The sequence below is a fragment of the Rheinheimera sp. KL1 genome (genome assembly GCF_001275035.1).
Taxonomy (GTDB): domain Bacteria; phylum Pseudomonadota; class Gammaproteobacteria; order Enterobacterales; family Alteromonadaceae; genus Pararheinheimera; species Pararheinheimera tangshanensis.
Map to the genome: position 1 here is coordinate 224,501 of NZ_LAMX01000021.1, position 12,458 is coordinate 236,958.

Genomic DNA, 12,458 nt, shown 5'->3' on the forward strand with positions numbered 1-12,458 from the left:
CTACTCCAGGCAAAATTAATCTCTGTTTCAGGGGACGTGATTGAAGCTGAACGGTATAAAAGTGCATGCCGGCCTGAAGTGGCTTTTTACTGTGCTTAGCGTCGTTTTATCTCCGTTCGTGATCAGTCTGTACGTGCGGCCTATCAGGCGTCAAGTTTTTGCTTTAAATACTCAGTGACTCACCGCTGACAACAGCTGTTCAGTGGTGCGCTGAGGTTATTTCTCTTAAGTTTGCCTTAAGTATCCACTTTTATGCTGGCTTTAATTAAAACTACAAGCCTGCCTCTATTTATGATTACTGCTGAAAAATCGTCTTTCTGGTCCAATTTGTTTTGTTTAGGCCCTTTTCGTTATTTGATCCGCACTGCAGTTTTGGCTCTGGTGCTGTTGAGTTTGAGCAGACTGGCTTTGGTGTTATGGCAATACGAAAGAGTGGAAGGCACGGACCTGATTTTCCAAGTGCTGCTGCAGGGGATACGTGCTGATATTATTGTCGTGTCTTTGCTGCTGGTGCTGCCCGTGCTGCTGATCCCTTTGGCGTTGGTGCGTGGGCTGAGCAAAATCTGGTTTCAATTCAGTTATGTGTGGTGCTTACTGGCTCTGGTGCTATTGGTATTTATGGAGCTGGCGACCCCTGCCTTTATTTTGCAATATGATGTGCGGCCAAACCGGCTTTTTGTAGAGTATTTGAAATACCCGAAAGAGGTGCTTTCGACTTTATGGTATGGTTTTCGCTTGCCTTTAGTTTTTGGTCTGGTTGCGACTCAAGCTTTAACCTGGTTAATGCGGCAGGTATTTCGTTCAGGAAAATGCAGCCTCAACCGTTGGTCTTTATTTAAAACTCTTGGGCTTTGGTGTCTGGCGCTGGTACTGCTTTTTGCTGGTATTCGTTCGACCACAGATCACAGACCCGCTAATCCGGCCATATTCGCTATCACATCGGACTCTATGGTCAATTCGCTGGTGTTAAGTTCCGGTTATTCAGTGCTGTATGCTTTGTATAACCTGAAGCATGAAGCGCGCTCCAGTGATATTTATGGCAAATTGCCGATAGAACAGATGCTGAAACAAAGTCTGGACTGGCCCTGGTTGAAATCTTACCAATTTAACAATCCACACTACCCAACCGCCCATTGGCAACAGGCGGTGATGAAGCGTGAAAAGCCACTGAATCTGGTAATCGTACTGCAGGAAAGTCTGGGCGCTACTTTTGTAAAGTCTTTAGGTGGTTTGGCCGTCACGCCTGAACTTGAACAATTAAAGCAACAAGGCATCTGGTTTGAAAATTTGTATGCCACAGGCACCCGTTCTGTGCGTGGTATTGAAGCTGTCGTAGCTGGGTTTCCGCCGACACCGGCTCAAAGCACAGTGAAGTTATCTAATAGCCAGCAACATTTCACTACGCTTGCGTCCATCCTGAAAGCTCAGGGCTATCAGACCCAGTTTATTTATGGTGGTGAAGCGCATTTTGACAATATGCGCAGCTTTTTTACCGGCAATGGTGTGGATCAGATTGTCGATCAAAGCCAGATGCAAAACCCGGTATTTACTGGCAGTTGGGGCGCCAGTGATGAAGATTTGTTTAACACAGCGGATCAGCAGTTAACGGCTTTACATCGACAAAACAAGCCATTTTTTAGCCTGATTTTTACCTCGAGCAATCATGAGCCTTTTGAGTTTCCGGATGGCCGCATCGAGTTAAACGAAGAGCCAAAAGCTCGTGTCAATAACGCGGTGAAATACGCCGACTGGGCTATGGGGCAGTTTTTCAGAAAGGCCAAACAAAGCGATTATTGGCAAGATACCTTGTTTTTGATAGTGGCCGATCATGACAACAGAGTGTATGGCAACAACCTGATCCCGGTCGAAAAGTTCCATATTCCGGGGCTGATTTTAGGTGCTGATACAAAACCAGAGCTGCTGACCTCCCTTGCCAGTCAGATTGATCTGGCGCCCACCTTATTATCTATGATGGGTATATCCAGTTGCCATACCATGACAGGCCGTGATTTTACGCTGGACCGAAAGAGTCCGGGCCGCGCTTTGCTGCAGTTTGAAAACTATTTCGCCTTGATGCAGCAAGGACCACAGCAGCCAGAATTAGTGATCCTAAAACCTAACGGTGAAACCGTTGCCGGGTTGTATCAGCCCCAACAGAAAAAACTAAATTTAAGCGATCAGGCTGTGTCGCTTGCAGATAAAAACACTGCTCTGGCTTTAGTGCTGTTGCCTTCCTATTTATACAGAGAGCAGAAAAACTCCAGTTCCGCTCATTGCGGGCAACACGGCTCCAATCGAATGAAAACGGCGGAATGATCCGGCCGTTTTTTATGCTTTAAGTATGTCTTAAGTTTTGAGCTTTAGTTTGAAGGCTACAACAGCAGTGACTGACCCGGAGTAGACATTTTGCCTCTTTTAACTTCTTCTTATGCTGGCACTTTAATAAAAACAACAATAAAAACAGTGCTGCTGCCTTTGCTTATTTTGGGCCTGATGTTTTATTTGTGTTACCAGTTGAAACTGGATTTTGTAGTGGCCGACTGGTTGTATCAACTGCAAGGGAGCCGTTGGGTTTTACAGCAACATTGGCTGATGCAGACGATTTTACATGACAGAGTGCGGGATTTAAATCTGATGCTGGTCGTGGCGTTGAGTTGCTACGGAGTATGGCTGTGCTTTGCCGGACAATCTGCTGTGCTGCGCCGTGCTGTGGCGACTTTGTTGTGTTCACTACTCAGTTGTTTTGCTGTGGTTTCCTTACTGAAGCATGTTTTACCTATGGAATGCCCATGGGATCTGCAGCAGTTTGGCGGAGATCTGCCATTTTATGGTCTGTTGGAGCCAAGACCTGAGGGCACACCCATTCATCTGTGTTTTCCGGCTGGGCATGCCAGCATAGGCTTTGCCTGGCTTGGGCTTTATTATTTTTTCCTCGATGTTAAGCCGCAGTGGGCCTCCAACGCTTTGATTGGTGCTGCGGTGACAGGCTTGCTTCTGGGGGCAGTACAACAAAGCCGGGGCGCTCATTTTTTCTCTCATGATATTGCTACCGCCGCTATTTGCTGGGCACTTTGCAGTGTCATTTATTATAGCCGGCGACAAAGACTGAGTTTTGATACTTCGGGTATATCTGCTGGAGGGCGCCAGAATGGCTGAGTCCTTGATTTCTGCGTTACCGACGGCGAGCGTACATCAAAGTGCGGTTCAGGTACAAAAGCTCTGGCATCCGTTATGGTTTGCGCTGATTTCTGCGCTTGGTATGACGTTGCTGCTCAATGGGCCTTTTTTGTCCGGTATTCAGGCTAAAGTTCCAGGTCAGTTTAAATTGCAGCTCAGTTTGATTTTATTGTTATTTTTACTGAGTTTTTTACTGTCTGTTTTAGCGAGTTTCAGAGCAATTCAAAAACCTGTGATGCTGCTGTTGTTTGCCGCTGGGGCTGTGAGTTATCACTTTATTACCAGCTTTGGCATAGTGATTGACACTTCTATGCTACAAAACGCTATGGAAACTGATGCAGCAGAGGCGAGGGGATTGCTCAGTATTACTATGCTATGGACTGTCTGCACTGTGATGTTGTTTCCGTTGCTGTGTAGTAGTCTGATCAAAGTTCGGGTGATGCCATTGCGGCAGTTTTTGCTGCATTGGTTGTTTTGTCTGGTGCTGATTTTCGTTGCGCTTTTTAGTCTGGCTGCGTCCGCTTATTCAGATCTTGCGCCTTTTTTCCGTAATTTCAGGGATATTAAACATCTGGCTTTGCCTGTCAGTCCTGTATCAGCCGCGGTATCCTTTTCCGGTTCCTGGTTAAAAAGCCGTTTCCCTGAACAATTTATACAGCTCGGTACTGATGCTGTGCAACCTGTTGCTGCGAAAACAGCTAAACCTCGATTGGTCGTGCTGGTTCTGGGAGAAACGGCGCGAGCTGATCATTTTCAGCTCAATGGATATCACAGAGCCACTAACCCCGGATTATCTGCCTTACCTCTGTATAGTTTTCACGATGTCAGCTCTTGCGGCACAGCCACGGCGCATTCTGTACCTTGTATGTTTTCCGCTATGGGGCGCGATAAATATGTCGAGTCTGTAGCAAAAAACTCCAGTAATGTGCTGGATATACTTAAGCGCAGTGGTATAGCTGTCAGCTGGTTTGATAACAATTCGGGCTGCAAAACGGTGTGTGACAGAGTACCTTCGGAGTTTTTATTTAACGACAGCACCAATCCACTCTGTAAAGACGGGCAATGTCAGGACGAGATTTTAGTACAGGCATTGCAAGCTCAGCTCACTAAACAATACAGCTCAGATCGGCTGATTGTGTTGCACCAGTTGGGCAGTCATGGCCCCGAGTATTTCAAACGTAGCTCTGATAGCCAAAAGCTCTTTTTACCAGAATGTACCAACAAACAACTGCAATTGTGTCAGCAAGCTGAAATTATCAATGCCTATGACAACAGCATTGTGGCGACTGACGAGCTGCTTAGTCGTATTATCCAAACCTTACAGGACCAGCAGGGCTATCAGACGGCGATGCTGTATCTGTCTGATCACGGTGAATCGCTGGGTGAAAACGGTGTTTATTTGCATGGTTTACCTTACTGGATGGCGCCTGATGCCCAGACCAAAGTACCTATGTTGTGGTGGATGTCGGATACTTATGCCAGTACTCAGCAGTTAAAAGCTGAATGCATGGCGCAAAGAACAACACAAAAGCTCAGCCATGACAATTTGTTCCATAGTTTGTTGGGCATTTTTCAAATTAGCAGCAAAATTCATCGACAAAGTCTGGATGTATTTCGCCCCTGCTGAGCCGGAAAATCTATCTTTTAGTCATAATCAGCTTCAGGTAATCTGGTGGTGGATGCCGATGAAAGGAAACAGCATGAACCGTACATTATTTATCAACTTAGCTGCGACCGATTTAAAAGCCTCCACCGACTTTTATTTGCAGCTGGGTTTTGGTTTTCATCCGCAGTTTAGTGACAATACAGCCAGTTGCATTGTGCTCGGCGATCACTTGTACCTGATGTTGCTCAGCAAAGAGAAGTTTGTTTCTTTTAGCCCGAATCCTTTAATTAACAGCCATCAGCAAACCCAAGTGCTGAACTGCTTAAGTTGCCACAGCAAAGCTGAAGCGGATGAATTGGTGCAAAAGGCGGTTGATGCGGGTGGCAGAACTTATAACCAGCCCCAGGATCATGACTTTATGTATGCGCATGGTTTTCAGGATTTGGATGGTCATGTCTGGGAACTGTTGTATATGGAAATGCTGCAAGCTTCTGTTTGAAACTCGCTTCTTGCGCTCAGTTGAGTATATAATCCGACTATATTTTATGTCTCCAAACTGACACCTTTGCTGTCGGTGCATTTAGATAAGGATTTGAATTTTATGGCGGACGTTGAACATCGCCCCACTAACTTTATTCGTCAGATCATCGATGCCGATCTGGCTTCAGGTAAACACAACACCACTGTTACCCGTTTCCCGCCAGAGCCGAATGGTTATCTGCACATAGGTCATGCCAAATCGATTTGTCTGAACTTTGGTATAGCGCAGGATTACAACGGTCAGTGTAACTTGCGTTTTGACGACACCAATCCTGAAAAAGAAGACATCGACTTTGTAAATTCAATTCAGCAAGACGTGCAATGGTTAGGCTTTCACTGGTCTGGTCATGTGCGTTATTCCTCCGATTACTTTGATACCTTATATGGTTATGCGGTGGAGCTGATTAACAAAGGTTTGGCTTATGTTTGTTTTTTAAATGCTGAACAAATGCGTGAATACCGTGGCAATTTAACTCAGCCTGGTAAAAATAGCCCAACCCGTGACACTTCACCTGCAGAAAATCTGGCCTTGTTTGAAAAAATGCGAGCCGGTGGTTTTAAAGAAGGCGAGTGTTCGCTGCGCGCTAAAATTGATATGAGCTCAGCTTTTATCTGTATGCGCGACCCGGTGATTTACCGCGTTAAGTTTGCTCACCACCATCAAACCGGTGACAAGTGGTGCATTTACCCTATGTACGACTTCACCCACTGTATTTCCGATGCGCTGGAAGGCATTACCCATTCGTTATGTACGCTGGAGTTCCAGGACAACCGTCGTTTATACGACTGGATTTTGGATAACATCACTATTGATTGTCATCCACAGCAAATTGAATTCTCCCGTCTGAACCTTGAGTATCAGGTGATGAGTAAACGTAAGCTACATACGCTGGTCGAGGGTGGTCATGTTGCAGGTTGGGATGACCCTCGTATGCCTACTATTGCAGGTTTACGTCGCCGTGGTTTTACGCCAGCGTCACTGCGTGAATTTGCTAAACGTATTGGTGTCACCAAACAAGACAATATGATTGAAATCAGTGCGTTGGACTCTTGTATTCGTGAAGATCTGGACGCCAATGCACCTCGGGCTATGGCGGTGATTGATCCGTTAAAAGTCACCATCAGCAACTACAACGGTGCCGATGTGGAATGGCTAGAGGTTCATAACCATCCAAAAGAAGAAAGCATGGGCAGCCGTAAAGTACCCTTTGGTCGTACTTTGTATATAGACCGTGCCGACTTCCGTGAAGAAGCCAATAAAAAGTACAAACGTATGGTGACAGGGGGCGAAGTACGCTTACGTGGCGCTTATGTGATTCGTGCTGATGAAGTGATTAAAAACGAAGCCGGCGATATTGTTGAACTGATTTGTTCGTACGATCCGGAGACTTTAGGTGTGAATCCAGCCGATGGCCGTAAAGTGCGTGGTGTGATTCACTGGGTAGAAGCGTCACAAGCTGTGCCTGCTGAATTCCGTATTTACGACAAGTTATTCACAGTGGCAAACCCTGCTGCTGAAGAAGACTTTTTAGCTGTGATTAACCCGGCCTCACTTACAGTGAAAACAGGTTGGGTTGAGCCAAGCTTAAAAACAGCTGAAGCAGAAAAAGCTTTCCAGTTTGAGCGGGAAGGGTATTACTGTGCCGACAACAAAGATTCAACGCCAGATCATTTAGTCTTTAACCGCACCGTAGCGCTGCGCGACACCTTCTTCGAAGATTAAAGCCTTTAATTCGGGTTAGAGTAAAATTAAACCTACTGGTCTAATTTTACTCAGCCCCGATTTCTTCTAGACTCTAAGCAGTTCATTTTTCAGGATATGCCTGATGTACAGATCGCGCTTTTATCTGCTGCTTTGTCTGGCGTTTTTTCCCTTAAACTCGTTGTCTGCTGACATTGTGCGTTATCCAGCCATCGAAGATTCAGCTGATAAACGTTCAAACTATCCTATTGCTTTACTTGAACTTGCTTTAAAAAAAGCCGGCAGTACTGCCACTTTGCAAAGTACTTCTGCGCGAGTGTCCAAAAGCCGGGCTTTGCATTTATTGGAAACCGGCCTTGAAGTGGATGTAGTCTGGACCATGACATCTATTGAGCGTGAAAAACGCTTTTTACCTATACGTATCCCCATTTACAAAGGCCTGGGTAGCTACAGGTTGTTACTGATCAGAGGTAAAGATCAGGCAAAGTTCAGCGCTTTAAAAGATGACGCTGCACTGAAACAGCTCATGCTGTCGCAGGTGCATGACTGGGTAGACACCGATGTTTTGCGTCAGAACAAATTTAAAGTGCTGAACGCTTCCAGCTATCAGAGTTTGTTTCAGATGTTGCTACACAAAAGAGTGGATGCGGTGCCACGCAGTGTGCTGGAAATAGAAGCTGAGCAGCAAATTTTTGCAGCGCAAGGGCTAGATATTGAAACCGATTGGCTGCTGCATTATCCGGGGGCTGTGTATTTTTTTGTGTCGAATAAAAATCCGCAACTGGCAGAAAAAATTGAGTCGGGTTTACGCAAGGCACTCAAAGATGGCAGCTTTGATCTATTGTTCCAAAAACACTTTGTCAGTCAGTTAAAAACAATGAGGTTGTCAGAGCGTAAACTGGTTGAACTTCAAAACCCATTGTTACCTCCGGAAACGCCGCTGAGGGAGTCAGTCCTCTGGTACAAGCCGAATTAACTATTTTTTTGTTGTATTACTAGCCTGATCTGCTTTAGATTCAACGCATTAACCTCTTGCGATCCGGAGTCGAAGTGGACGTTTTTTTCGCCGTACTGTTTTTTGCCTTTTCTACCACCATCACCCCAGGTCCGAACAACATCATGATGTTGTCCTCCGGCGTGAACTATGGTGTTAAAGCCAGCCTGCCGCATTTTTTCGGTATTTGTTTTGGTTTCCCGTTGATGGTGTTGTTGGTTGGTTTAGGTTTTGGCGTGGTATTTGAACGTTTTCCCCAGCTGCATCTCTGGATCAAAATCATAGGTGTGTTGTATTTACTGTGGCTGGCCTGGAAAATTGGTTCCAGCACGCCCAGCAGTATTGAAGGCTCAGACGCTAAACCTTTTAGTTTTTTGCAAGCTGCTTTATTTCAGTGGGTCAATGGCAAAGCCTGGATCATGGCCTCCGGTGCTGTGGCAGCTTTTACGACTGTCTCCGGCAACGCCTGGTGGGATGTGACTCAAATCACGACCGCCTTTTTACTGGTCAGTTTCCCTTGTGTGGGAGTCTGGTTAACCTGTGGCGCTTTGCTTCGTTCAGTACTCAATCAACCTTTGTATCAGCGTGTTTTTAACTGGGCTATGGCACTTTTATTGGTGGTATCGGTAGGGCCTGTGCTGGCTGAGCTTTATGCACAGTGGATGCTGTAAATGTTGATTATTCAGAGTTTATCTTTTTGTTATCGCTTAAGTTTTTAGTCTACACTTCGCTTGTTATCACTGGCTCAGTGCTGTTGTTATTAAATTGCTAAGGACTTTGACGATGAAAAAATTACTGGTAGTGCTGTTGTTACTGTGCGGGCCAACGGCTCTGGCTGAAAGTCTATGGATTGATGTGCGTACCGCTGAAGAATACAGGGCTGGGCATTTAGAAGGCGCTGTTCATATTCCTTTTGATGAAATTGAACAAAAAATTACGGCTATCGGTGCTGATAAAACCCAGGACATTCAGTTGTACTGCCGCAGTGGTCGCCGTTCAGGTATTGCATTAGAGACCCTCCGGCGCATGGGATACAACAATGTGACGAATGCCGGTGCTTATGAGCAGTTAAAACAAAAACAGGTTCAATCTAACGAATAACTTCGATTGGTTTTGTTTGATCAACCGGGCGTTTTAATTCAGTTTTAAAAGCCACAAAACTGGCACGTAACGAGCTTAAGGTCAGTTGTTTTACCAGCCATTCAGGTAATTCACCACCAGGGTCAGCACTGCCCTGATACTGCAGCTCAAACCCCTGATCTTTGGCGGTTAAAGTCCAGACTGCTTTCACGTCCCGAATTCTCACATAGTTTTTAGTTTCTGCTACTAAATCTGAGCAATCGGTGATTTGGATTTGTTGCTCTTTTTCCTTTTTGATGACATCGGCACAGGTCACCATATCCCGTGGGCTGACGGGCCAGACTGCTTTAAAGCGGGTATAGACCTTCCAGTGACGCTCTGTACTGCCATCCAACAAACTGGCGCTCTCACTTTGTTTCAGCCAGCGCCTGACGGATTTGGTATCTTTGAGTAACAATAAAAAACGCTCTGGATTGCCGGGATAAAAAGCACTGGCTTTGACTTCCAGCTTCGGGTTATATCGGTAACTCAAACTAATGCCGGCTTTAGTTTTTAAAGAAATCCATGCCGACTCCGACGCTCCGGAGGGCAGTGCCAGCAAAGAGATCACCACAGCGAATAAAAAATACATAACCACCTGACTTTTTCGTTAAGATACAAGCTTATACGAAACACAACGCCCTTGGGTAAGATGAAAAGCAGTAGTGAAGAAAAAATAGCGCTGGAACATCAGGCTGCCAGAATTTTTATGCGGCTTTACCAGCACAAGTTTGGTGTCAAAATGCAGCACATCTGGCATAACGAACCGGCGAAGCCTGACGTATCCTGTTATCTGGAGCAACAGCGGTTGGATCTGGAAATAGCTCACTTGTATGGCAGTGAGGCTGAGGCTATGAAAATTCTTGGCCGTGAACTCAAAGGGGGTACACAGGAGGCATTGCAGTCTCTTCGCCAATGTCCGCTGGCTGATCGTTTATTGCTGGCACTGGATAAGCTTATCAGTAATAAAGCGCAAAAAAGTTATGACTCAGAAAGGGTCTGGTTGGTGATCCGTAATGCACACCCAGACTGGCATGCACAGGAACTGGAACAGACCCCTCATTTATTAAAAATTCCAGCCCAACATCCGTTTGAACAAATCTGGTTAGTGGCGGATATGACAGGGCAAGCAGGGCTGGTGCCTTTATTTCCCGTTCCCACAGAGCTGTCACAAGCATGAAATTGCTTAATAAGGCGCAGCAAGTGGCAGAGCGGCTTTATGTCTGGCGTTTTGGTCTGGTCTTCCTGGGTCTTTATGCACTTAGTTTTGGGGTCTATTACCTGCTGCAAGGCCCTTCAGTCGCGTTTGAAGTTGCTCTGTTGTTATCTGTGGTGTTACTCGGCTGGGTGTTACTGGCCTGGCTGGCTTTGTTGCTATTCAGACAATTACCGGACTGGCAAACACCACAGAGTTTTTGGCAAAAACTAAAACAAAGCGCACATAAATTATGGTATCAGCTCTTGCTTTGGGGCTGTCTGCTGCTTAGTATCGCCACCCTGTATTTAATGGCAAAAGCGTTAAAAGCGTTACTGAGCCAACTGATCTGAAAGGTAAAGCATGCGCTGCGATTTGTTCTGCTCTGTGGTCGATAACTTTGGTGACATTGGCATTTGCTGGCGTTTAGCCAGGCAATTACAGAATGAACACCAATGGCAGGTGACCTTATGGGTTGATGACTTAGCCAGCTTTCAGAAAATCTGTCACAGCGTAAACCCAAGCCTTGCCAGTCAGTGGCAACATGATGTAATGGTCAGGCATTGGACTGCGGTATTGCCAACGCTTACAGAGTCAGATAAACCGGATTTGGTGATAGAAGCGTTAGCCTGCACTATTCCGCCATCTTATTTACAGTGGATGGCTTCTTTTACTGACAAAGCTTTATGGCTGAATCTGGAATACCTGTCGGCGGAAGACTGGGTACATGGCTGTCATGCCTTGCCTTCGCCTCATCCTTATTTACCGCTGCAAAAGTATTTCTTTTTCCCGGGTTTTACTGAGCAAACAGGTGGCTTATTAAGAGAGCAGGGGCGGGTTGATTCTTTGACCAAACTGCGAGACTCAACTGAACTACAGCAAGAGTTTTGGCAACAGCTCGGCCTTGTGGACGCCATGAATTATCAGCAAAAAATATCTTTATTTGCTTACAGTCAGTCGCAGATCCGTCCCTGGCTTGAGCTATTAGCCAGGTCAGCACAAAGTACCTTGTTGCTGGTGCCTCAAGGCCAACTGGCGACAGATTTAACCCAACTTTACTCCGAACTAAAAACAGGCCGTTTTGATGATAAGTCGTTAAGTATCCGCATTTTAGATTTTATGCCACAGCCTATGTACGACCAATTGCTGGCGTGCTGCGATATTAATTTTGTCCGGGGTGAAGACTCGGTGATCCGCGCTCACTGGGCTGGGCGGCCTTTTATCTGGCAAATTTACCGGCAGGAAGAGCAGGCCCACTTAATCAAACTACAGGCCTTTTTGGACAAGTACTTGCAGCACGCACCACCACAACAAAAAGCCTGTATAGAAAAGCTGCATATGGCTTGGAATCTGGAGCAGGATATCAGTGCAGAATTCAGTTTATTTAGTAATTTTAGTGAGCAAATTCAGGTACATAACAAAAAATGGCAGGAATATTTAACACAACAGCAAGATCTTGCCAGCAACCTCGTGCGTTTTGCCGAAAATAAATTTATAATGTCGCGCAATTTTTCCTAACAAGAAGATATTTCAATTATGATGAAGACTGCTCAAGAAGTACGCGCTGGCCAGGTGATCATGGTCAACAACGAGCCAATGGTTGTTCAGAAAGCTGAATTTAACAAATCTGGCCGTAACGCTGCTGTTGTAAAAATGAAAATGAAAGGTCTGTTAACTGGTGGCGGTCTTGAGACTGTATACCGTGCTGACGACAAGTTTGAACAAGTTATGTTAGACACCAAAGAAGTAACTTATTCTTACTACGCAGATCCAATGTATGTATTCATGGATGCTGAGTACAACCAGTACGAGATCGAAGCTGAAAACATGACTGAAGCTCTGAAGTATCTGGTTCCTGATATGCAGTGTTCAGTCGTATTCTACGGCGAGCGCGCTATCTCTGTTGACTTGCCTCCATTCGTAGTACGTGAAGTGGTTTACTCCGAACCAGCTGCACGTGGCGATACCTCAGGTAAAGTGATGAAGCCAGCTAAGCTGGACACAGGTTTCGAATTAATGGTTCCTGCTTTCGTTGAAATCGGCGACAAGATTGAAATCGACACCCGTACTGACGAATACCGCAGCCGCGCTAAGTAATTAGTTCGTTGCCGGCCAAGGGGTCAGA

Annotated in this window: 13 protein-coding genes; 12 read left to right on the forward strand and 1 reads right to left on the reverse strand. The window is 45.7% G+C overall.

Going from position 1 to position 12,458, the window contains the following annotated elements; genetic code table 11:
• Positions 1-291: 291 nt before the first annotated feature.
• The 8 genes from WH43_RS12620 to WH43_RS12655 all read left to right on the forward strand — a co-directional run bounded on the left by WH43_RS12620 (position 292) and on the right by WH43_RS12655 (position 9,120).
• Positions 292-2,316, forward strand: coding sequence for an LTA synthase family protein (locus tag WH43_RS12620; protein ID WP_053425031.1), 2,025 nt, complete (start codon positions 292-294; stop codon positions 2,314-2,316).
• A gap of 90 nt (positions 2,317-2,406) precedes the next feature.
• Positions 2,407-3,156 carry a phosphatase PAP2 family protein gene (locus WH43_RS12625; RefSeq protein WP_053424949.1) on the forward strand — a complete coding sequence of 250 codons (750 nt, stop codon included), beginning with the start codon at positions 2,407-2,409 and terminating at the stop codon, positions 3,154-3,156.
• Positions 3,149-4,804 carry a phosphoethanolamine transferase gene (locus WH43_RS12630; protein ID WP_053424950.1) on the forward strand — a complete coding sequence of 552 codons (1,656 nt, stop codon included), beginning with the start codon at positions 3,149-3,151 and terminating at the stop codon, positions 4,802-4,804. Before WH43_RS12625 ends, WH43_RS12630 begins: the two co-directional genes overlap by 8 nt.
• Before the next feature lie 73 nt (positions 4,805-4,877).
• Positions 4,878-5,282: a VOC family protein gene (locus WH43_RS12635; RefSeq protein ID WP_053425032.1), complete on the forward strand. Its 405-nt coding sequence runs from the start codon at positions 4,878-4,880 to the stop codon at positions 5,280-5,282.
• A 102-nt stretch (positions 5,283-5,384) separates the two neighbouring features.
• Positions 5,385-7,046, forward strand: a complete 1,662-nt coding sequence (gene glnS, locus WH43_RS12640) for a glutamine--tRNA ligase (RefSeq protein WP_053424951.1) — start codon at positions 5,385-5,387, stop codon at positions 7,044-7,046.
• A gap of 103 nt (positions 7,047-7,149) precedes the next feature.
• Positions 7,150-8,001 carry a substrate-binding periplasmic protein gene (locus WH43_RS12645; RefSeq protein WP_053424952.1) on the forward strand — a complete coding sequence of 284 codons (852 nt, stop codon included), beginning with the start codon at positions 7,150-7,152 and terminating at the stop codon, positions 7,999-8,001.
• Between the two features lie 74 nt (positions 8,002-8,075).
• A complete protein-coding gene (locus WH43_RS12650; protein WP_053424953.1) occupies positions 8,076-8,690 on the forward strand; it encodes a LysE family translocator in 615 nt (204 codons plus the stop codon).
• 112 nt (positions 8,691-8,802) lie between these two features.
• Positions 8,803-9,120 carry a rhodanese-like domain-containing protein gene (locus WH43_RS12655; RefSeq protein WP_053424954.1) on the forward strand — a complete coding sequence of 106 codons (318 nt, stop codon included), beginning with the start codon at positions 8,803-8,805 and terminating at the stop codon, positions 9,118-9,120.
• Here the strand turns inward: WH43_RS12655 and WH43_RS12660 are convergent.
• A complete protein-coding gene (locus WH43_RS12660) occupies positions 9,110-9,730 on the reverse strand; it encodes an START domain-containing protein (RefSeq protein WP_053424955.1) in 621 nt (206 codons plus the stop codon). The two genes, WH43_RS12655 and WH43_RS12660, sit on opposite strands and share 11 nt — an antisense overlap.
• A 60-nt stretch (positions 9,731-9,790) precedes the next feature.
• Between WH43_RS12660 and WH43_RS12665 the strand changes: the two genes are divergently transcribed.
• Genes WH43_RS12665 through efp form a run of 4 tightly spaced genes read left to right on the forward strand, consistent with a single transcriptional unit; the run spans position 9,791 to position 12,430 of the window.
• Complete coding sequence (locus WH43_RS12665; RefSeq protein ID WP_053424956.1) at positions 9,791-10,318, forward strand: hypothetical protein; 528 nt, start codon at positions 9,791-9,793, stop codon at positions 10,316-10,318.
• Entirely contained in the window at positions 10,315-10,686 is a 372-nt protein-coding gene (locus WH43_RS12670) for a hypothetical protein (RefSeq protein WP_053424957.1), read from the forward strand. The genes WH43_RS12665 and WH43_RS12670 overlap by 4 nt, the downstream gene beginning before the upstream one ends.
• Positions 10,687-10,696: 10 nt before the next feature.
• The gene (earP, locus tag WH43_RS12675; protein ID WP_053424958.1) at positions 10,697-11,851 is read left to right on the forward strand and encodes an elongation factor P maturation arginine rhamnosyltransferase EarP; all 1,155 of its coding nucleotides are present in this window, start codon (positions 10,697-10,699) and stop codon (positions 11,849-11,851) included.
• Between the two features lie 18 nt (positions 11,852-11,869).
• On the forward strand, positions 11,870-12,430 hold the full coding sequence (gene efp, locus WH43_RS12680; RefSeq protein WP_425543299.1) for an elongation factor P: 561 nt from the start codon (positions 11,870-11,872) through the stop codon (positions 12,428-12,430).
• The last annotated feature ends 28 nt before the right edge of the window (positions 12,431-12,458 follow it).